General features: G+C 73.1%; 17 protein-coding genes. 4 read left to right on the forward strand and 13 right to left on the reverse strand.

Features of this window, described 5'->3' with window-relative positions; genetic code table 11:
• Positions 1-213: 213 nt before the first annotated feature.
• From OG982_RS11280 to OG982_RS11295, 4 genes are read right to left on the reverse strand one after another with little or no spacing between them, the layout of a single operon-like run.
• Entirely contained in the window at positions 214-1,392 is a 1,179-nt protein-coding gene (locus tag OG982_RS11280) for a serine hydrolase domain-containing protein (RefSeq protein WP_266948453.1), read from the reverse strand.
• A 40-nt stretch (positions 1,393-1,432) separates the two neighbouring features.
• Positions 1,433-2,200 carry an energy-coupling factor ABC transporter ATP-binding protein gene (locus tag OG982_RS11285; protein ID WP_266787745.1) on the reverse strand — a complete coding sequence of 256 codons (768 nt, stop codon included), beginning with the start codon at positions 2,198-2,200 and terminating at the stop codon, positions 1,433-1,435.
• Complete coding sequence (gene cbiQ / locus OG982_RS11290) at positions 2,188-2,949, reverse strand: cobalt ECF transporter T component CbiQ (RefSeq protein WP_266948454.1); 762 nt, start codon at positions 2,947-2,949, stop codon at positions 2,188-2,190. Before cbiQ ends, OG982_RS11285 begins: the two co-directional genes overlap by 13 nt.
• A gap of 1 nt (position 2,950) precedes the next feature.
• Entirely contained in the window at positions 2,951-4,003 is a 1,053-nt protein-coding gene (locus OG982_RS11295) for an energy-coupling factor ABC transporter permease (protein ID WP_266787743.1), read from the reverse strand.
• A gap of 202 nt (positions 4,004-4,205) precedes the next feature.
• On the opposite strand from OG982_RS11295, the gene OG982_RS11300 reads away from it, so the two are divergent.
• On the forward strand, positions 4,206-4,631 hold the full coding sequence (locus OG982_RS11300; protein WP_266787742.1) for an SsgA family sporulation/cell division regulator: 426 nt from the start codon (positions 4,206-4,208) through the stop codon (positions 4,629-4,631).
• 73 nt (positions 4,632-4,704) lie between these two features.
• On the opposite strand, the gene OG982_RS11305 is transcribed toward OG982_RS11300, so the two are convergent.
• On the reverse strand, positions 4,705-6,954 hold the full coding sequence (locus OG982_RS11305) for an MMPL family transporter (protein ID WP_266948456.1): 2,250 nt from the start codon (positions 6,952-6,954) through the stop codon (positions 4,705-4,707).
• A gap of 150 nt (positions 6,955-7,104) precedes the next feature.
• Positions 7,105-7,707, reverse strand: coding sequence for a TetR/AcrR family transcriptional regulator (locus tag OG982_RS11310; protein ID WP_266787740.1), 603 nt, complete (start codon positions 7,705-7,707; stop codon positions 7,105-7,107).
• A 153-nt stretch (positions 7,708-7,860) separates the two neighbouring features.
• Between OG982_RS11310 and OG982_RS11315 the strand changes: the two genes are divergently transcribed.
• The gene (locus OG982_RS11315; RefSeq protein WP_266948458.1) at positions 7,861-11,139 is read left to right on the forward strand and encodes a S41 family peptidase; all 3,279 of its coding nucleotides are present in this window, start codon (positions 7,861-7,863) and stop codon (positions 11,137-11,139) included.
• Between the two features lie 81 nt (positions 11,140-11,220).
• Here the strand turns inward: OG982_RS11315 and OG982_RS11320 are convergent, their stop codons facing one another.
• The 4 genes from OG982_RS11320 to OG982_RS11335 all read right to left on the reverse strand — a co-directional run bounded on the left by OG982_RS11320 (position 11,221) and on the right by OG982_RS11335 (position 14,873).
• On the reverse strand, positions 11,221-11,406 hold the full coding sequence (locus tag OG982_RS11320; protein WP_266787738.1) for a hypothetical protein: 186 nt from the start codon (positions 11,404-11,406) through the stop codon (positions 11,221-11,223).
• A gap of 76 nt (positions 11,407-11,482) precedes the next feature.
• A complete protein-coding gene (locus OG982_RS11325) occupies positions 11,483-12,379 on the reverse strand; it encodes an SDR family oxidoreductase (RefSeq protein ID WP_266787737.1) in 897 nt (298 codons plus the stop codon).
• Positions 12,376-13,302, reverse strand: coding sequence for an alpha/beta fold hydrolase (locus tag OG982_RS11330; protein WP_266948460.1), 927 nt, complete (start codon positions 13,300-13,302; stop codon positions 12,376-12,378). The genes OG982_RS11325 and OG982_RS11330 overlap by 4 nt, the downstream gene beginning before the upstream one ends.
• On the reverse strand, positions 13,299-14,873 hold the full coding sequence (locus OG982_RS11335) for an NAD(P)/FAD-dependent oxidoreductase (RefSeq protein WP_266792029.1): 1,575 nt from the start codon (positions 14,871-14,873) through the stop codon (positions 13,299-13,301). The genes OG982_RS11330 and OG982_RS11335 overlap by 4 nt, the downstream gene beginning before the upstream one ends.
• Positions 14,874-15,037: 164 nt before the next feature.
• Here OG982_RS11335 and OG982_RS11340 point away from each other — a divergent pair, with 164 nt between their 5' ends.
• Complete coding sequence (locus OG982_RS11340; RefSeq protein ID WP_266949889.1) at positions 15,038-15,751, forward strand: MerR family transcriptional regulator; 714 nt, start codon at positions 15,038-15,040, stop codon at positions 15,749-15,751.
• Here the strand turns inward: OG982_RS11340 and OG982_RS11345 are convergent.
• Complete coding sequence (locus tag OG982_RS11345) at positions 15,733-16,536, reverse strand: exodeoxyribonuclease III (protein WP_266787735.1); 804 nt, start codon at positions 16,534-16,536, stop codon at positions 15,733-15,735. The genes OG982_RS11340 and OG982_RS11345 overlap by 19 nt on opposite strands.
• 38 nt (positions 16,537-16,574) lie before the next feature.
• On the opposite strand from OG982_RS11345, the gene OG982_RS11350 reads away from it, so the two are divergent.
• On the forward strand, positions 16,575-17,075 hold the full coding sequence (locus OG982_RS11350; RefSeq protein ID WP_266787734.1) for a GNAT family N-acetyltransferase: 501 nt from the start codon (positions 16,575-16,577) through the stop codon (positions 17,073-17,075).
• A gap of 137 nt (positions 17,076-17,212) precedes the next feature.
• Here the strand turns inward: OG982_RS11350 and OG982_RS11355 are convergent, their stop codons facing one another.
• On the reverse strand, positions 17,213-18,550 hold the full coding sequence (locus OG982_RS11355; RefSeq protein WP_266948461.1) for a CoA transferase: 1,338 nt from the start codon (positions 18,548-18,550) through the stop codon (positions 17,213-17,215).
• Positions 18,550-19,914, reverse strand: coding sequence for a hypothetical protein (locus tag OG982_RS11360; protein ID WP_266787732.1), 1,365 nt, complete (start codon positions 19,912-19,914; stop codon positions 18,550-18,552). The genes OG982_RS11355 and OG982_RS11360 overlap by 1 nt, the downstream gene beginning before the upstream one ends.
• Positions 19,915-20,006: the final 92 nt, after the last annotated feature.

Below are 20,006 nucleotides of genomic sequence, written 5' to 3' on the forward strand. Positions count from 1 at the left end.
ACGCGCCGCTCACACGGCTCGGCCCTGGCGGGCCTCCCCGGCTTCACACCGCTGCGCCGGACTCCGTCCGGCGATGGCGGGGGCCGTGGCCGATCGCCACATGGCGGGCTCGACGTTGGCGACAGCGGTCTTGCGACGCAGTCGGACGGGAGCCCATCGGGCACGCCGGGGCCGTACCGGCCGGCGTACGGGAGGCGCGGTCCGGTCACAGCACTAGAGCGAGGCGCGGACCGCGCGGACCAGGGCCTGGGCGCGCGGGTCGGCGGTGACCGACTTGGCCAGGGAGTTCGTGACGTACCCGAAGCCGATCCCGGCCTCCGGGTCCGCGAAGCCCAGTGAGCCGCCGCGCCCCGGGTGGCCGAAGGAGGCCGGGGACAGCAGCGGGGACGCCGGACCGTGCAGCATGTAGCCCGGTCCGAAGCGGGTGTTGACCACCAGCACCCGGTCCGGGCCGGAAGACAGCTCGCGGGCCGCCAGTTCGGTGGTCTCGGGGGTGAACAGGCGGGCGCCGTCCTGGGTGTCGCCCAGCGTGGCCGCGTAGAACCCGGCCAGGGCGCGGGCGGTGCCGATGCCGGCCGAGGCGGGGAGTTCGGCAGCCCGGTAGGCGGGCTCGTTCTCGTCCGGGAGCGGGTCGATCGCCGCGAAGGCGCGCCGGGTCAGCGACGCGGGGTCCGCGTAGGCCTCCGAAACGTTTCGGCGCGGCCGGGTGCGCAGCCCGCCGGCGCTCTGCGGCGGCTCCACGGGGGCGACCCGGCCCACCCGTCCGGCGGCGGCTTCCGCTTCCGGCAGGCCTATCCAGAAGTCCAGCCCCAGCGGGCCCGTGACCTCCTCGGCCAGCCACTTGCCCAGCGAGGCCCCGGTCACCCGCAGGACCAGCTCCGACAGCAGCCAGCTGAAGGTCTGCGCATGGTAGCCGTGCTCGGCGCCGGGCTCCCAGAAGGGCGCCTGCGCGGCGACCGCGCGCGCCCCGGACATCCCGTCGGCGGCCTCGGCCGGGGTCAGACCCCGGTCCAGGGCGGGGACGCCCGCCCGGTGCGCGAGGAGGTCGCGGACCCGCGCGCGGTCCTTGCCGCCCGCCTTGAACTCCGGCCAGTAGGCCCCGACCGGCGCGTCCAGGTCGAGCAGCCCCCGCTGGTGGAGCAGCAGCGGGACCGCCGCGGCCACGCCCTTGGTCGCCGAGCGCACCACCTGCGCGGTTCCCTCGGTCCAGGGCCCGCCGCGGTCGCCGTCCGCGGGTTCCGCGTCCCTCGTTCCGGCCCACAGGTCCACGACCCGTCGTCCGTCCCGGTACACGGCCACCGCCGCGCCCCGGTCCCCGAGCGCCTCGAAATTGCGTACGAAAGCCTCGCGGACGGCCTCGTAGCCCTCCGCCACGTCACCCTGGATGTTCACGAGCGCTGCAACAACCGCGGGCCTCCGCTTATGCCGCGCCTTATGCCGCGCCGACCGTCACGGAGCGGGGGTCGAAGCCGAACGGGAGCTCCAGGCGGTGGGCCCGCATCAGCTTCTCGTCGCACAGCAGCCGCTGCGTCGGCCCGTCGGCGGCGATGACGCCCTCGCTGAGGATCACCGACCGGGGGCACAGCTCCAGCGCGTAGGGCAGGTCGTGCGTGACCATCAGCACCGTCACGTCCAGCGCGCGCAGGACGTCCGCCAGCTCGCGCCGGGAGGCCGGGTCCAGATTGGACGAGGGCTCGTCCAGGACCAGGATCTCCGGCCGCATGGCCAGGACGGTCGCCACCGCGACGCGGCGGCGCTGCCCGAAGGAGAGGTGGTGCGGCGGCCGGTCGGCGAAGGCCGCCATGCCGACCTGCTCCAGGGCCTCCCGGACCCGGGTCTCCAGTTCCGCGCCCCGCATCCCGGCGGCCGCCGGGCCGAAGGCGACGTCCTCGCGCACGGTCGGCATGAACAGCTGGTCGTCGGGGTCCTGGAAGACGATGCCGACCCGGCGGCGGATCTCGGCGAGGTTCCGCTTCTCCACCGGCAGCCCGGCCACGGACACCGTGCCGACCCCGCCGCCGAGGATGCCGTTGAGGTGCAGCACCAGGGTGGTCTTGCCGGCGCCGTTGGGGCCGAGCAGCGCGACGCGCTCGCCGCGTCCGACGGTCAGGTCGACGCCGAAGAGGGCCTGGTGCCCGTCCGGGTAGGCGAAGGCGAGGCCGGACACTTCGAGGGAGGGGGAGTCGTTCACAGCGTCCATCCCATCAGACAGACGGCCAGGGCCGTCACCGGGAGCACGGCGGCGTACGCCCACTGGGCGCGCGTGGCCGCGATGTCGTCGATCACCGGCATCGAGCCGGCGTAGCCGCGGCTGACCATCGCGAGGTAGACCCGCTCGCCGCGCTCGTAGGAGCGGATGAAGAGCGCGCCGGCCGTCATGGCCAGCACCCCCCAGTGCCGCACGCCCCGCGCCTCGAACCCGCGCGAGCGGCGGGCGATCGACATCCGGCGCAGCTCGTCGGTGATCACGTCGCCGTATCGGATCATGAACGAGGCGATCTGGACGAGCAGCGGCGGCAGCTTGAGCTGCTGGAGGCCGAGGAGCAGCGCGCGCAGCTCGGTCGTCGAGGCGAGCAGGACGGAGGCGGCGACGCCGAGGGTGCCCTTGGCCAGGACGTTCCAGGCGCCCCAGAGGCCGGAGACGCTGAGCGACATGCCGAGGACCTCGACCCGCTCGCCCTCGGCCACGAAGGGCATGAGGACGGCGAACAGGACGAACGGCACCTCGATCACCAGCCGGCGCAGCAGGAATCCGGCGGGGATCCGGGCCACGGCCGTGACGGCCGCGATGAGGACGGCGTACAGGCCGAAGGCCCACATCGCCTCACGCGGTGTGGACACGACGACCAGCACGAAGGCGAAGGTCGCGGCGAGCTTGCAGTGCGCCGGCAGGTCGTGGACGGGCGAGTGGCCGTGCCGGTAGAGCTTGTGGGCGTGGCCCGCGCCCACCTCAGGCCACCGGGGCGGCGGTGGACGCGGCCGTCAGGTCCTGGGCGCGGCGGCGGCGCACGGCCCAGAAGATCCCGGTGCCGACGGCGACGGTGGCGCCTACGCCGATGACCCCGGCGAGGCCGCCGGAGAGGCGGGCGTCGGTGACGTCCTTGACGCTGTAGTCGGCCAGCGGGGAGCCGGCGGCCGCGTGCTCCTCGGCCTTCTGGTCGATGCCCTTGTCGGCGGCGACCTTCTCCAGGCCGTCGGGGCTGGCGGAGGCGTAGAAGGAGACGAAGCCGGCCAGGACGAGGGCGGTGACCAGGCCGGTGGCCCACACCTTCTTCGTGGAGCGGGCGGCGGCGGGGACGGCGGCCGGGGCCGGGGCGTCAACCAGCTCGCCGGCGACGCGCAGCTTGAGCGGCGCGGTCAGCCCGCGCGCCCCGTGCACCAGGTCGGGCCGTACGGCGAGCACGGCGCCCACCGTCGCGGCGGTGATGGCGGCCTCGCCGATGCCGATGAGGACGTGCACGCCGACCATGGCGGTGAAGACCTTGCCGACGGGTACGTCGGTGGTGCCGCCGACGGCGTAGATGGCGGTGAAGGCGGCGGCCGCGGCGGGCACCGAGAGCAGGGCCCCGGTGAAGGCCGCGGCGGTGATCGAGCGGCGGGTGGCCGGCAGCACCTTGAGCAGCCCGCGGAAGATCGCGTAGGCCACGACCACGGTGACGACGCCCATGACGCTGACGTTCACGCCGAGGGCGGTCAGGCCGCCGTCGGCGAAGAGGATGCCCTGCATGAGCAGGACGACGGACACGCAGAGCACCCCGGTGTAGGGGCCGACGAGGATCGCCGCGAGCGCACCGCCCAGCAGATGGCCGCTTGTACCGGCGGCGACGGGGAAGTTGAGCATCTGTACGGCGAAGATGAAGGCGGCGACGAGACCGGCGAGCGGCGCGGTGCGCTCGTCGAGCTCCCGGCGGGCGCCGCGGAGGCTGATGGCCACGGCACCGGCAGCCGCCACACCTGCGGCTATGGAGACGGGGGCGTCGATGAAGCCGTCGGGGACATGCATGGGCTGCTCCGCTTCCTGCGGTGAACTCACGCTGCGTAGAACGGTTCCTACTCACAGCGTCTTTAACCGTTCAAGAATAGTGCCCAGTTGCAAACCATTGGCAAGAGCGGGCGCATCACAAATGGTGGCGCGCACATTCGTGGGAATGTGCGAGGCTGGGGGGAATACGGACGCATATGTTCCGATTCGAGGAGTGTTGTCGATGTCAGCCACCGCCGAGAATGCGACCGCGACCGCGACGGCCACCGCGACCACCACGACCGCCCGCACCTCCCTCCCCGCCGTCGTCGAGGAACGGGTGCGCGGCCGTGTGATCACGGACGACCCGCTCTACCGGGCCATTCCGGTTGCCCTGCGCTTCACTCCCGCCGAACCACTGGCCGTGCGGATCGTCTTCCCCGCCGACCTCTCCCCCGAGGGCTCCGAGAACGAGTGGGTCTTCCCGCGCGCCCTGCTGGAGGCCGGGCTCCAGGCCCCGACCGGCACCGGGGACGTACGCGTCTGGCCCTGCGGCCGCGTCCAGGCGGTCGTCGAGTTCCACTCCCCCGACGGAGTCGCCGTGATCCAGTTCGACATCAAGGCGCTGCGCCGCTTCCTGCGCCTCACCTACGGCGCCACCACCCGGTAGGAGCAACGGCCCGGGCGAACGCGAGCGAGCCCCGCCCCACCGGACGGTGGGACGGGGCTCGGCTGTCACCGGATCAGTCGCTGACCAGCTCGATCAGTTCGCTGACCAGCTCGCGGTCCTTGCCCTTGCCCTTGCCCTTGTCCGAGTCCTCGGATCCCTTCGGGGACGTCTCGGCGAGGTGCTTGCGCAGGCTCTCGCCCTCCACGTCCACGTTCGGCAGGATCCGGTCGAGCCAGCGCGGCAGCCACCAGGCCTTGTGGCCGAGCAGCGCGAGCACCGCCGGGACGATGGCCATGCGGACCACGAAGGCGTCGAAGAAGACGGCGATCGCGAGACCGAAGCCGATCATCTTGACCATCTGCTCGCTGGACCCGATGAAGCCCGAGAACACCGCGATCATGATGACGGCGGCGGCCACGACCACCCGCGCGCTGTACTGGAAGCCGGTCACGACGGCCTGGCCCGGGCGCTCGCCGTGGACGTACGCCTCGCGCATCCGGGTGACCAGGAAGACCTCGTAGTCCATGGCCAGACCGAAGACCACGCCCACCATGAAGATCGGCATCATCGACATGATCGGTCCGGTCTGCTCCACGCCGAAGACCGAGCCGAGCCAGCCCCACTGGAAGACCGCGACGACCGCGCCGAGGGCCGCGACGACCGACAGCAGGAAGCCGAGGGCCGCCTTGAGCGGGACCAGGATCGAGCGGAAGACCAGCATCAGGAGCAGGAACGCGAGGCCGACCACCAGGGTCAGGTAGGGCAGCAGCGCGTCGTTCATCTTCTGCGAGAAGTCGATGTTCATCGCGGTCTGGCCGCTGACGAGCACGTTCTTCCCGTTGCCCGCGCGGATCTCGTGGACCAGGTCCTCGGTCTCCACGGAGGACGGGCGGTCCTTCGGGATGACGTTGATGATCGAGGCGTCCTTGGCCTCGTTGGGCATCGGCGGGGTCACCGCGGCGACGCCGTCCAGGCCCTTGATCCGCTCGACCGTGGCGTCGGCGAGCTTCTGGTCGCCGTCCACGACGACCATCAGCGGGCCGTTGAAGCCCGGGCCGAAGCCGTCGGAGAGCAGGTCGTACGCCTTGCGCTGGGTGGTGGACACCGGCTGGGCGCCGTCGTCGGGCAGGCCCATCTCCAGCTTGCTCGCCGGGATCGCGATCGCGCCGAGGCCGATCACGGCCACCAGCAGCACCAGCACCGGGCGGCGCAGGACGAAGCGGGCCCAGCGGGTGCCGCCGTTGGGCTTGGGCTCGACGCCCTCCGCCAGGGTCTTGCCCTTGCCGAACAGCTTGCTCTTCTTGCCGGCCGGCAGGACCGTGCGGCCCGCGAAGCCCAGCATGGCCGGGACCAGGGTGAGCGCGACGAGCACCGCGATGACCACCGTGCCGGCGGCTGCGAAGCCCATCTTGGACAGCATGGGGATGTTGACGACGGCCAGGCCCACCAGGGCGATGACGACGGTCAGACCGGCGAACACGACGGCGGAGCCGGCGGTTCCGGTGGCCCGGCCGGCCGCCTCGTCACGTGCGTGGCCCTCGGCGAGCTCCGCGCGGTAGCGGGAGACGATGAACAGGCCGTAGTCGATGCCGACGGCGAGGCCGATCATCATCGCGAGGGTGGAGGTGGTGGTGCCCAGGTCCAGCGCGTTGGCGAGCGCGGCGATCGAGGAGACGCCGATGCCCACGCCGATCAGCGCGGTCAGCAGCGGCAGCCCGGCCGCGATCAGCGAGCCGAAGGTGATGACCAGGACGATCGCGGCGACGAGGATGCCGACGATCTCACCGGGACCGGACTCGGGCGCCGCCATCAGCGCGTCGCCGCCGATCTCGACGGTCAGCCCGGCGGCCTGGGCGTCCTTGCCGGACTCCTTGAGCGCCTCACGGGTCTCGTCGGTCAGCTCCATGCCGCTGACCTTGTACTTCGTGCTGATGTAGGCGGTGGTCCCGTCCTGGCTGACCGCCTGGGCCTCGTACGGGTCGGCGACCGAGGCGATCTGGTCGGCGCCCGCGCCGTCCTTCAGACCGGTGATGATCTTCTGGACCTCGGTCTTGGTGGCGGGGTCGGTGACCTTGGCGCCGTCCGGGGCCTTGATGACGATACGGGCGGTGGCGCCGTCGGCGGCCATGCCCGGGAAGCGCTCTTCGAGGAGGTCGAAGGCCCGCTGGGCCTCCGTGCCGGGTATCGAGAAGGAGCCGGAGCTGGGTGCCGGCGCGGTCGCGGCGCCGAAGACGGCGGCGAACAGCAGCGCCACCCAGGCGAGGGCGACGAGGCGGCGGCGCCGGAAGGCGCCCCTGCCGAGCCGGTAGAGGAAGGTGGCCACGTCGGTGGTTCTCCCGTTCAGGTCGTGGATGGATCCGGGATCGGATCAGGGCATGGAGAGCCGGCCCGACGACGAGAGCGGCGTGTCAGGAGCAGCAGGAAAGGTGGTGCGGGACCGCGGGGACTGCGGCTTCGTGCGGGGAGCTCGTACTCAGACGCCGAGGGCGGGGAACACCACGGAGTCCATGAAGTCGGCGAGGAACGCCTGGTCCACGGATCGGTCCTCCATCAGCGGCAACGCGATGAAGGCGCCGATCAGCATGTGCGGCACGAAGCGGATCGCGGGACAGTCCGGGGCGATCTCGCCCCGCTCCACGGCCCGTCGCAGGATCTCGTCGAGCCCGGAGATCTCCGGCTCCATGAGCAGCCTGCGCAGCGCCTGGTGCAGTTCGGGGCTCTCGTGGACGGCGTGGGCGAGACCCCGCAGCAGTGCGGTGTCCTTCGCCATCTGCGCGTTGTCGGAGAGCTCGACCATGCGGTGGAAGTCGCCGCGCAGCGTGCCCGTGTCGATCTCCCGGAGGGAGGTCGGCTGGGTACATCGCAGGGCTCTGGCGACCAGCTCGGGCTTGCTCCCCCACTGGCGGTAGAGGGTGGCCTTGCTGGACTTCGTACGGGCGGCGACCGCGTCCATGGTCAGCGCCTCGTAGCCGACCTCGCGGAGGAGGTCGAGGACCGCCTCGTGGAGTTCGGCTTCCCGTTCGGGGGTGATCCGGCTGCGCCGCGACGAGACCTCTGACGAGACTTCTTCGGACATCTCCGACCCCTCCCATCCGAACGAAACTGTTTCGTACACCGATGACGATACCCCCCTCACCAACGAAACGAAACCGTTCCGTTTCGCTTGGCGGCGTGGCATGGATCACGTGTACGAGTTGCCAGGCCCCCTTGGCGCGGAAAGCATTGGGGGGTGAGTCACGACGGCGCGTACCTCCGCTTCCCGCACCTGCACGACGACCTGCTGTGTTTCGCCACCGAAGACGACCTCTGGGTCGCCCCGCTCGTCGCCGGGGGCGAAACCCCCGGCCGGGCCTGGCGGATCACCGTCGACCGGACCCGGGTGGGACACCCCCGGTTCTCCCCCGACGGCCGCCACATCGCCTTCACCACCTGGCGCAGCCTCGACCCCGAGATCCATCTCGCCCCGGTGGACGGCGGTCCGGCCCGCCGGCTCAGCTACTGGGGCGCCACCGACACCCGGGTCTGCGGCTGGACCCCGCCCGACAAGGACGGCCGCAGCGACATCCTGGCCGTGTCCTCGCACGACCAGCCCTTCTCCTACTTCGCGTGGGCCTACTGCCTGCCGACCGACGGCTCCCCCGGCGGCAAGCTCCCCTGGGGCCCGGTCTCGGACATCGCCGTCCACGAGGAGCCCGGCGGCGAGCGCCGCACGCTGCTGCTGACCGGCAAGCCCCCGCACGAGCCGGCCGCCTGGAAGCGCTACCGGGGCGGCGCGACCGGCCGCCTGTGGCTGCACGGCGAGAGACTGCTGGAGGACATCGAGGGCCACCTGGACTCCCCGATGTTCGTGGGCGGGCGGATCGCCTTCCTCTCCGACCACGAGGGCATCGGCAACGTCTACTCCTGCCTGCCCGACGGGAGCGACCTGCGCCGGCACACCGACCACGACGAGTTCTACGCCCGGCACGCCTCCAGCGACGGCTCCCGGATCGTCTACCAGTGCGCCGGGGACCTCTGGCTCGTGGACTCGCTGGCGCCGGACGCCGCCCCGCGCCGGCTCGACGTCCGCCTCGGCGGGCCCCGCGCGGGCCGCCGTACGTACCAGGTGTCGGCCGCCAGCCACGTCGACTCGCTCTCCGTGGACGCCACCGGCCGGGCCAGCGCGGTCGTCGTGCGCGGCAGCCTGTACTGGCTCACGCACCGCGACGGCCCCGCCCGGACCATCGCCGACACCCCGGGCGTGCGGGTACGGCTGCCCGAGATGCTCGGCAGCGGCGGGCAGGTCGCCTACGTGACGGACGCCGAGGGCGAGGACGCGATCGAGATCGCCTACCTGCCCCGGGCCTCCGGGGACCGGGAGCCGCGCCGGCTGGCCTCCGGCGAGCTGGGCCGCGTACTGGAGCTGCTGTCCGACCCGGAGGGGGAGCGGCTCGCCATCGCCTCCAACGACGGGCGGCTGCTGCTGATCGACGCGACCGAGGAGTCCAACGGGGAGGTCACCGAGCTCATCCAGTCCATCAACGGGCCCGTCACCGACCTGGCGTTCTCGCCCGACGGAGCCTGGCTGACCTGGTCGCACCCGGGCGTCGGGCGCTCGCTGCGGCAGATCAAGATGGCCAAGATCTCCGGCCCCGGCGCCCGCCTCATCGTCGACGTCACCAACGGCCGCTTCGACGACGAGAACCCGGTGTTCACCCGCGACGGCCGCTACCTGGCGTTCTTGTCCTGGCGCGGCTTCGACCCGGTCTACGACGTGCACACCGGCGACCTGTCCTTCCCGCTGGGCTGCCGCCCGTACCTGGTGCCGCTGTCCTCGGCGACCCCCTCGCCCTTCGCGTTCACCCCCGACGGCCGCCCGGCGGCGGGCGGACTGGACCCGGTGGAGGGCGAGTCCGGCGAGGGCGACGGCTCGGTCACCGTCGAGGTGGAGGGGCTGGAGAGCCGGGTCACCCCGTTCCCGGTCACGGCCTCCAAGTACTCGGCCCTGTACCCAGTCAGCGGCGGCGGTCTGGTCTGGCTGCGCTGGCCGATCTCGGGGGCGCTCGGCGAGACCTTCGCCAACCCGAACGACACCAGCGGCAAGCCGACGCTGGAACACTTCGACATCACCAAGGCCCGCAAGAGCGAACTGGCCTCCGGGCTGGACTGGTTCGCGGTCAGCGGCGACGGCACCCGACTCGTGGTCAACGACGACGGGGACCTGCGCGCGGTCCCCTCGACCGAGTCGGGCGACGGCGACTCCACCGTCTACCTGGACCTGCGGCGCATCCTGCACGAGGTGGACCCGGCCGCCGAGTGGCGCCAGGCCTACGAGGAGGCGGGGCGGCTCATCCGCGCGTACTTCTGGGAGCCGAAGATGTGCGGCATCGACTGGGACGGGGTGCTGCGCCAGTACCGGCCCCTGGTCGAACGGGTCGCCTCCCCCGACGAGTTCGCGGACCTGCTGCGCGAGGTGCTCGGCGAACTCGGCACCTCGCACGCCTACGTCTCCCCCGCCCGGCGCAACGAGGGCCCGCCGCACTACCAGCGGGCCATCGGGCTGCTCGGCGCCAACCTGGTGCCCAGGGAGGAGGGGTGGGTGGTCAAGCGGATCCTGCCCGGCGAGTCCTCCGACTCCAAGGCCCGCTCCCCGCTGGCCGGCACCGGCATGCGCGAGGGCGCGGTGCTCACCCACGTCGACGGGCGGCCGGTGGACCCGGTGACCGGCCCCTACCCGCTGCTCTCGGCGGCCGGCGGCACCACCGTCGAGCTCACCTTCACCCCGGCCGAGGGTGAGGGCCGCTCCCGACGGGTCGCGGTGGTCCCCCTGATCGACGAACGGCCGCTGCGCTACCAGGACTGGGTGTCCAAGCGGCGCGCCGTGGTCCGGGAGGTCAGCGGCGGCAAGTGCGGCTACCTGCACATCCCCGACATGGGCGGCTCCGGCTGGGCGCAGTTCAACCGGGACCTGCGCGCGGAGATGTCCCGGCCGGCGCTGATCGTGGACGTGCGCGGCAACGCGGGCGGGCACATCAGCGAGCTGGTGGTGGAGAAGCTGACCCGCTCGATCCTCGGCTGGGACCTGACGCGGGGCGCCCAGCCGGTCTCGTACGCCTCGAACGCGCCGCGCGGTCCGATCGTCGCGCTGGCCGACGAGGCGACCTCCTCCGACGGCGACATGATCACCGCGGCGTTCAAACTGCTGGGCCTGGGCCCGGTGGTGGGCCAGCGCACCTGGGGCGGGGTGGTCGGCATGACCGGCCGGCACCGCCTCGGCGACGGGACGGTGATCACGGTGCCGATGAACGCCGCCTGGTTCCCGGAGTACGGCTGGTCGGTGGAGAACCACGGCGTGGAACCGGACTTGGCGATCCTGCGCACCCCGCTCGACTGGGCGGAGGGACGGCACGCGCAGCTGGACGACGCCGTGCACCTGGCGCTGGAGCTGCTGGAGCAGGACCCGGCCGCGGTGCCGCCCGGCTACACGGACGTACCGGACCTGCGGCGTCCGAAGCTGCCGCCGCGGTAGGGCCCGCGGGCTGCCGCCCGCGGGCACGGCGAAGGGGCGCGACCCGCGCTACGGGTCGCGCCCCTTCGGACGTGGGTCAGATCAGATGTCCCAGTTGTCGTCGAGCTCGTCGTGCACCTTGGGCGCCTTCGGCTTGCCCTGGCGCTTCTTGTCGCCGGGCTGCTGGGCGGCGCGTTCGGACGCTTCGTCCTTCGCGCCCTGCTGCGCCTGCTGCGCCTTGTTCCTGAGCTCTTCCGCCTTGTCCTGGAACTGGTCCTTGATGCCCATGCTGGTCACTCCTGGAGGGGTGTAGGGGACTGGGCCTCGACCAGACTTGCACGGGCGGACAAAGCTCGCATTTCGATCAGTGACGCTGGGTGTCGGTGTCCGTCCGCGCCTTCTCGTCGGCGGCGCCTCCGGCCCCCACGAGCCCGCGCGAGACGCCGGCCAGCCTGGGCTCGAACCGCTTCATCTCGCGCTGCCCGACGGTCGCGATCACCCCCGGCAGGTAGCCGCGCACGCCCTGCATCCCGCGCAGCCACCACTGCGCGTACACGTGCGGCGAGCGACGCTCGATGCCGGCCACGATCCGGTCGACGGCCGGGCCCAGCGGGTACGTCCGGTTCGACGGCCACGGCAGCCTCTGACGCAGCTCCCGCATCACCTCGTCCTGGTCGGCGCCGCGCACCATGTCGGTGTCGGTCCAGGAGAGGTAGCCGACGCCCACCTTGACGCCCTTGTACCCGACCTCGGCGCGCAGGCAGTGCGCGAAGGCCTCGACGCCGGACTTGGAGGCGCAGTACGCCGTCATCATCGGCGCCGGGGTGATGGCGGCGAGCGAGGCGATCTGGAGGAAGTAGCCGCGGCTCTCCGTCAGTACGGGCAGGAAGGCGCGGGCGGTCACCGCCCCGCCGATCAGGTTGACCTCGATCACCCGGCGCCAGGCCTGCGGGTCGGAGTCCGCGAACGGCCCGCCCGCGGCCACGCCCGCGTTGGCGACGACGACGTCCACCTTGCCGAAGCGCCGCTTGACCTCCTCGGCGACTTGGGCCATCGCCTCGTGGTCGGTGACGTCGGCGTACCAGTGGTCGCTGTCGGTGTGCAGCCGCTCGGACACCTCCTTGAGGGCCTCGGGCTCCAGACCGACGAGCGCCACCTTCGCGCCGCGCGCGGACAGTTTGCGGGCGAGCAGCTCGCCGACCCCGCGGGCGGCGCCGGTGACGACGGCGACCTGGCCTTCCAGACTCCTGCGAGCGCTCACGGCGTCTTCTCCTTGTCGGTGGTGTCGAGGTACAGCGCGGTCAGGTCGCGCACGGCGTTGGTCACGGCCTCGGGGGCCTCGATCGGGGTCATGTGCCCCATGCCGGTGAGCTCGGTGAGCCCGACGCAGTTCGGGAGGGCGGCCGCGAGGGCGCGGGCGTGCACGACGGGGGTGAGCCGGTCGCCGGTGCCGCCGATGACGGCGGTCGGCACGGTGAGCGCGGCCAGGTCCGCGTCCAGGTCCAGCCCCGCCAGCACCTGGGACCAGGCGCGGCGCACGCCGGTCGGGCACGCGTGCACGATCCGGGCGCAGGCCTCTACCCGGTCGGGCGCCGATCCGGGGCCCATGGTCGCGTACTTGAGCACCGTGCGGGCGACCGGCGTGACCGGTCCGAGCGGGGCGCGCGAGCCGAGTACCGCGCCGGTGATACGGGTCCTCGCGCGCCCGGCGCGCAGCGGCACGACCAGGGCCTGCGCGACCAGCCGCGAGCTGCCGGTGCTGCACAGCAGCGCGGCGGCGGCGTGCTCGGCGAACTCCGGCCGCCCGGCGGCGGCCATGATCGTCATGCCGCCCATCGAGTGCCCGGCGACGACCGCGCGCTCGCCGGGGGCGAGGGTGGCCCCCAGCACCGCGACCAGGTCGTCGGCGAGGGCGGTGGTGCTGTGCGTACGGGAGGCGGGGCTTCGGCCGTGGCCGCGCTGGTCGTAGGCGATGACCCGGTAGTCGGCGGCCAGCGCCCGTATCTGCGCGGCCCAGAAGGCGGTGGAGCAGGTCCAGCCGTGCGCGAGCACCACGGCCGGGGCGTCCTCGTCCCCGTGCACCTCCGCGTGCAGCCGGGACCCGTCGGCGGAGACGGCGGTGAGCTCGCGGCGCGCGACGGGCGGGGCGTAGGGCCCGCTGGTCACATGGGTCAGCCGGGTCACGCCGCCCCCTCCCCGGCCACGGCAGCGGCCCCGGCGACCGGGACCGGCACGCGCTCCGGGTTCCGCACGACCTCGTACTCGGCCAGGTCCACCCCCCGGGTCTCGCGGCGGAACTCGCCGGTCGTGCCCGGCCAGACGGTCGTGTTGCGGCCCTGCGCGTCCAGGTACCAGCTGGTGCAGCCGCCGGTGTTCCAGACGGTGCGCTGCATCCGGGCCTGGACCTGCCGGTTCCACCGGTTCACGGCCGACGGCCGGGCGGCGAGCGCGACCCGCCCGCCGAGGGTGTCGAGCTGGCGCAGGTAGTCCGCCATGTAGTTCAGCTGTGACTCGATCATCAGGATCATCGAGCTGTTCCCGAGCCCGGTGTTGGGCCCGATGATCGTCATCCAGTTGGGGAAGCCCGCCGCCGTCGCCCCGCGCAGCGACTGCATGCCGTCCTTCCAGTGGTCGGCGAGGGTCCGGCCCTCCGCGCCCACCACCCGGTCGGCGATCGGCATGTCCGTCACGTGGAACCCGGTGCCGAAGACGATCGCGTCGACCTCGGTCTCGGTCCCGTCGGCGGCGACCAGCGTGTTGCCCCGGATCTCCTTGAGGCCGGAGGCGACCAGGTCCACGTTCGGGCGGGCCAGCGCCGGGTAGTACTCGCTGGAGAGCAGGATCCGCTTGCAGCCGATCCGGTACGAGGGCGTCAGCTTGGCCCGCAGCTGCGGGTCCTTGATCGAGCGCGCCATGTTCGCCTTGGCCAGCGATTCGATCAGCCCGAGCTGGTTCGGCCGCTTGGTGAAGGCACTGACCTGGAGCTCCCTGATCCCCCACAGCAGCCCGCGGCGGGCGGCCCGGGTGAACGGCAGCTGGCGGTGCAACCAGCGCTCGACGGTGGAGATCGCCCGGTCGGTACGGGGCATCACCCAGGGCGCGGTGCGCTGGAAGAGCGTGAGGCGGGCCACGTCGGGGGCGATGGCGGGCACGATCTGGATGGCGGAGGCGCCCGTCCCGATCATGGCGACGCGCTTGCCGCGCAGGTCGTAGTCGTGGTCCCAGCGGGCGGAGTGGAAGACCTTGCCGGGGAACTCGGCGAGCCCGGGGATCTCCGGCATCTTCGGGTCGGACAGCGGCCCGGTCGCGGACACCACCACGTCGGCGGTCAGCGATCCGCCGGAGGTCTCGATCTCCCAGCGCAGCGCGTCCGCGTCCCAGCGCATCATCCGGACCTCGGAGTCCAGCCGGATGTGCGGTCGCAGCCCGAAGGTGTCGGCGACGTGCTCCAGGTACGCCCGGATGGCGGGCTGCCCGGAGAAGGTCCGGGGCCAGTCGGGGTTGGGCGCGAAGGAGAAGGAGTACAGGTGGGACGGCACGTCACAGGCGCACCCGGGGTAGCTGTTGTCCCGCCAGGTCCCGCCGACGGAGTCGGCCCGTTCCAGTACGACGAAGTCCGTGATCCCCTCGCGCCGCAGCCGCACGGCGGCGCCCAGCCCGCCGAACCCGGACCCGATCACCGCCACCCGCACGTGCTCCCGAACGTGCTCCCCCACGTGCCCGTGCTCCCGCGCGCGCTCGCCCTTGCCGCCCATGCCCGCCGCCTTCCGCTTCCGCAGTCCAGCCCACACAACCACCCGAGCCATGCTGCCAGCAATCACTGGCACAATCGGGAGGGTAGAGCAGCCCCGTACCCATGGGTAGGGGTCGCGCCCGGAAAGTTACCGGGAGTACGCCCTAGGCTGCGGGTGTGGCTGAGATGGATACGGACGCGGAAGCGGAAGCGGGGACGGCAGTGCGTGAGTACCGCACGGAGGAACTGGCCGAGGCGGCCGGCATCCCCGTCCGCACCCTGCGCTTCTACCGGGAGCGCAAACTGCTCCCGCCGCCGCGCCGCGAGGGCCGGATCGCCTGGTACGACGACCACCACCTGGCCCGGCTGCGCACCATCGCCGCGCTCCTGGAGCGGGGCCACACCCTCGGCGGCATCGCCGAGCTCACCGCCGCGTTCGAGAACGGCCGCGACGTCGGCCAGCTCGGCGAGCTGCTCGGCATCGGCTGGTCCGAGGAGACCCCGGTACGCCTGTCGCCCGAGGCCCTGGCCGACTACTTCGAGGGCGAGGTCACCCCGGAGAACCTGGCGGCCTCCCTGGACCTCGGCTACCTCGCCACCGACGGCGACGCGATCGTGCACGTCAGCCGCCGCCTGCTGGACGTCTCCTCGGCGCTGGTCCGCGAGGGCGTCCCGCTGTCGGCCGTCCTGGAGACGGGCCGCCGGGTCCGCGAGCACGCGGACGCGATGGCCGCCGTGTTCACCGAGCTGATCACCGCCCACATCGGGGAGGACGCCGTCGCGCGGCTGCGGCCGCTGGCCAAGAGCGTGGTCGAGGCGGAGCTCACCATGGCGATGGACCGCCTGCGGGCCCCGGCCGCGCCGGACCAGCGGCGCCCGGATCAGACCCCGAGCTCGTAGACGACCGTCACGGGCGCGTGGTCGGACCACCGCTCAGGGTGCGTCTCGGCCCGCTCCACGAACGCCTTCACGGCCCGCTCGGCCAGCCCCGGGGTCGCGACCTGGAGGTCGATCCGCCACCCGGCGTCGTTGTCGAAGGCCCGGCCCCGGTAGGACCACCAGGAGTACGGCCCCTCCGTGTCCGGATGCAGTGCCCGCACCACGTCCACGTACCCGGCCTGCTCGTAGACCTGGCCGAGCCACTCCCGCTCCTCGGGGAGGAACCCGGCGTTCTTGCGGTTGGTCTTCCAGTTCTTCAGGTCGGCTTCCTGGTGGCAGATGTTCCAGTCACCGCACACCACGACCTCGCGCCCCTCGGCGGCGGCCCGCTCCCGCAGTTCCTTCAGGTAGGCGAGGAACTCCCCCATGAACCGGTACTTCTCGTCCTGCTTCTCGGTCCCGGCCTCACCGGAGGGCAGGTACAGGCTGGCCACGGTCACCCCGGGGAGATCCACTTCGAGGTACCGGCCCGCCGTGTCGAATTCCACACTCCCGAACCCGACCCGCACCCGCTCCGGCTCGCGCCGCGAGTAGACCGCGACCCCGGCCCGGCCCTTGACGGCGGACGGCGCGAACACGGTGTGCCAGCCCTCGGGAACCCGTGCCTCGTCCGGGATCTGCCCCTCTTCGGCCCGTACCTCCTGGAGGCACACCACGTCGGCGTCCGACCCGGCGAGCCACGGCACGAAGCCCTTCTTGGCGGCGGCGCGGATCCCATTCACATTCACGGAGGTCACGGTGAGCATCCCAGCACCATAGCGGGACGGTTCCGTACGATGTTCGGATGTCTCACGGGATCCAGCTCCGCGCCGTGCCGTACGACCACCCGGACGCGCTCAAGCTCAACGACCAGGTCCAGCTCGAATACCAGGAGCGGTACGACGGCGAGGGCGACGTCACGTTCCTCGACCCGGCGATGTTCGCTCCGCCGCGCGGGCTGTACCTGCTGGCGTACGACGCCCAGGACGCGCCCGTGGCCAGCGGCGGCTGGCGCAGCCAGGACCTCAACGACGAGGGCTACTCGGACGGCGACGCCGAACTGAAGCGCATGTACGTCATACCGGAGGCCCGCGGCCTCGGCCTCGCGCGGCGCATCCTGGCGGCCCTGGAGGCGGACGCCGGCGCGGCGGGCCGCGTGCGCATGGTCCTGGAAACGGGCGACCAGCAGCCGGAGGCGATCGCCCTCTACCTCTCCTCGGGCTACACCCTGTCCGAGAAGTTCGGCCACTACCGCTTCCACGACTCAAGCCGCTGCATGACGAAACCCCTGCGCGCCTCTTCCTGACGCGCCCCTCGCACCGCTCGGCCCCGGCGGGCCGTCCGGGCTTCGGCCCGCTGCGCCGAACTCCGTCCGTCGTGCGCCGGGGCATCCGCGCCCCGTGCCCGGGGAGGCCGGGCGGCGCCCGTGACCGCGGCGGGAGGTCAGCGCGGGAGCCACGTCGGGTCGTCGGTGCCCCAGCGGGACGGGCCGCGGAGCCACTGCGCCCCCGGCAGCGGTGACGCCGCCACCCGGAGCCGGCCGTAGCCGGAGGGCACCTCCCGCAGCCACGGTCCGGCCGTGTACCCCACCGGCGCGACGGGGGCCGGCTCGACGTCCCGGACCAGCCACGACGCCGTCCCGGCCAGGGAGTACCGCAGCGCCCGCCCACCCCCCTGCGCCAGCGCCCGCAGCACGCCGGCCGCCACCAGATACCCCGTCCCGTGATCCAGCGCCTGCGCCGGCAGCACTCCCGGCCCGGCCTCGGAGCCACAGGCCGCGGAGATCCCGTACCCCGCCTGCACCAGCGAGTCGAACCCCCGCCGCCCCGCCCACGGCCCGCGCCACCCCCACGCGCACAGCTCCGCCACCACCAGCCCCGGCCGGCCGCGGGCCATCAGTTCCCGGACCCCCAGCCCGTACCGCTCCAACGCCCCCGGCCGGTACCCGCTCACCACCACGTCCGCCTCGGCCAGCAGCCCCTCGAACACCGCCCGGTCCCCCGACACCGCCAGGTCCAGCAGCGCGGACCGCTTCCCGAACCCGGTGTCCGCGTACGCGTCGTCCGACTCCGCCAGCCCCGGCGCGTCGATCCGCAGTACGTCCGCGCCCAGCAGCCCCAGCGTCCGCGTCGCGACCGGCCCGGCGATGACCCGGGTCAGGTCCAGCACCCGCACCCCCGACGCGGGCAGCGCCCCTGCGCCCCAGGCGGGCCGCCGCCCCGCGAACTCCCTTACCTCCACCAGCGGCTGCGGCGCCCCGTACTCCCCCGCGACCGCGACCGCGAGCCCGCCCTCCCCGTACGCCCGCTCCTGCACTTCGACGGCGCCCCGCCCCGCCACCGCCTCCCGCAGCGCCTCCGGGGTCGCCTCCCGCAGGCCGAGCGCCCGTACCAGCGCCCGCTCGTGGTGCGGGTAGTTCGCATGCGTGCGCACCCACCCGTCGGCCGCCCGCCAGAACCCCGACAGCGGGGCGAAGCTCACCGGAGCCCGCCCCTCCACCCGCAGGTGCCGCTCGCTGACGAACGCCGTCGCCACCGCGCCCTCGTCCACCACCAGCGGAGCCACATCGTCCGCCCCGCCGCCCGCCCGCACCGCGGCCAGCTCCGCCGCGGCGAGCGCGCACACCCCGACCGTCGCCCGCGCCGACTCCCGTACCGGCAACGGCCCCTCCCCGAGCCCGCCGGCCCCCCGGTACCCCACCCGCCCCACCAGCCCGGCGTCCCCGCCCAACGCCCGCCACGCCTGCGCCGTGGCCCTGTCCCCCGCACCCTCGCCCGCCATCAGAGGGCCACCACGCTGTCGTCCGCGCTGTACGTCCCCTTGAGGCTGACGACCCCCGCCTTGCCGTCGGCGAAGAAGCGGGAGAACAGGCCCGCCGGGCGGCCGTTGAAGAGCAGCGGGCCGAACACCGGGGCGATCTCGGCGTCGTGCGGCGCGTCCGCGTCCTCGGCGAGCACCGCCAGGCGGCAGGTGCGCGGCTCCACGAACTCCTGCACGATGCTCGTGCCCGTCTCCGCGGCCGCCGTCACCGCCGCTTCCCACCGCGCCGGCTCCGCCTCCCGCCCGAGGACGACCTGCATGCCGCTCATCCCGATGCTCTCCTTCAGCACGAGCCGCTCCCGGTTCTCCACCGCGAACGGAACCAGGTCCACCTTCCGGTCCCCCCGGTTCGTCCACCGGTGGGACAGCACCCGCGTCCACGGCAGGTACCTCTCGACCAGCGCCCGCTCGGCCGCCGTCATCCACGGCCGCCCCTCCGACAGCATGCCCATCGCCAGCTTGCTGGACAGGAAGGTGGAGGTCTGGGTCCCCACCAGCAGCACCCCGTGGTCCAGCGCCTCCCGCACCGGCGCGGTGTCGATGCCCAGCTCCAGCCAGTCCGGGATCGTGAAGTCCCGCAGCCCCAGCGGGTAGCGCAGTTCCGCCGGGCAGTCCCAAGCCTCGTGCAGGTTCGCCGGCTCGAAGAAGCGCGCGGTCAGCCCGTGGCTGTTGAAGTGGTCGACCTGGACGTCGAAGTACCGGGTGAGGTCCCCCTGGTCCCGCGCGTCGCCCAGCAGCGCCACCCGCGGCGCCACCCCCAGCTCCGCCGCCAGGTCCCGGAACATCTCGGTCCGGACGGCGAACGGGTCCTGGTACGAGAACGGCAGCCGCCCCTGCCCGTCGGCGTAGAGCTTGCGCCACACCTCCAGCCGCGAGTGCGTCTCCACCGGCCCGCCGAGCGCCCCGCTGACGTTGAACTCCAGGAACCTCGGACCGTCCGGACCGATCACCACGTCCGGCCGCGCCACGCAGTCCGCGTACCGCTCCTCGACGAACGGGTCGTCCAGGAACAGCTGGTGCTCGCTCTCCGGCATGTTGAAGGCCGCCAGCCGGCCCTCCGTCGTCGGCGCCGCCTCCAGCGCGGTCCGGCGTACGAGGCCCAGCAGGGCCGCGCTCACCCGGAACAGCTCCGCGTACGAGGCGCGCGGCAGCGCGACCGGCGCCGCGGGCAGCACCGCCTGGTACGGATGGCCGGTGTCGCGGATCTCGTGGACCAGCATCTCCCGGATCGTGTGCGCCGACGCCGCCGGCGGCGCCAGCCGGTGCCTGCCGAACCACGGGTGGCCCGAGGCCGCCCGGGTACCGATGTCCTCGACCGCGCTCATCCGCCTTCTCCCCAACCTGTGTTGTCCCCTCGGGGACGCTCCGAAATCAAAACTGACAGCCGACTAGCCTGTGGGCCCGACACCGCACGCAC

The sequence above is a fragment of the Streptomyces sp. NBC_01551 genome (assembly GCF_026339935.1).
GTDB lineage: Bacteria > Actinomycetota > Actinomycetes > Streptomycetales > Streptomycetaceae > Streptomyces.

Excerpts from the sequence above, each read along its gene's own strand:
- OG982_RS11285 (WP_266787745.1), bottom strand. The coding sequence starts at position 2,200 with ATGGACGCTGTGAACGACTCCCCCTCCCTCGAAGTGTCCGGCCTCGCC.
- OG982_RS11295 (WP_266787743.1), bottom strand. The coding sequence starts at position 4,003 with ATGCATGTCCCCGACGGCTTCATCGACGCCCCCGTCTCCATAGCCGCA.
- OG982_RS11300 (WP_266787742.1), top strand. The coding sequence starts at position 4,206 with ATGTCAGCCACCGCCGAGAATGCGACCGCGACCGCGACGGCCACCGCG.
- OG982_RS11310 (WP_266787740.1), bottom strand. The coding sequence starts at position 7,707 with ATGTCCGAAGAAGTCTCGTCAGAGGTCTCGTCGCGGCGCAGCCGGATC.
- OG982_RS11320 (WP_266787738.1), bottom strand. The coding sequence starts at position 11,406 with ATGGGCATCAAGGACCAGTTCCAGGACAAGGCGGAAGAGCTCAGGAAC.
- OG982_RS11335 (WP_266792029.1), bottom strand. The coding sequence starts at position 14,873 with ATGGGCGGCAAGGGCGAGCGCGCGCGGGAGCACGGGCACGTGGGGGAG.
- OG982_RS11340 (WP_266949889.1), top strand. The coding sequence starts at position 15,038 with ATGGATACGGACGCGGAAGCGGAAGCGGGGACGGCAGTGCGTGAGTAC.
- OG982_RS11345 (WP_266787735.1), bottom strand. The coding sequence starts at position 16,536 with ATGCTCACCGTGACCTCCGTGAATGTGAATGGGATCCGCGCCGCCGCC.
- OG982_RS11350 (WP_266787734.1), top strand. The coding sequence starts at position 16,575 with ATGTCTCACGGGATCCAGCTCCGCGCCGTGCCGTACGACCACCCGGAC.
- OG982_RS11355 (WP_266948461.1), bottom strand. The coding sequence starts at position 18,550 with ATGGCGGGCGAGGGTGCGGGGGACAGGGCCACGGCGCAGGCGTGGCGG.
- OG982_RS11360 (WP_266787732.1), bottom strand. The coding sequence starts at position 19,914 with ATGAGCGCGGTCGAGGACATCGGTACCCGGGCGGCCTCGGGCCACCCG.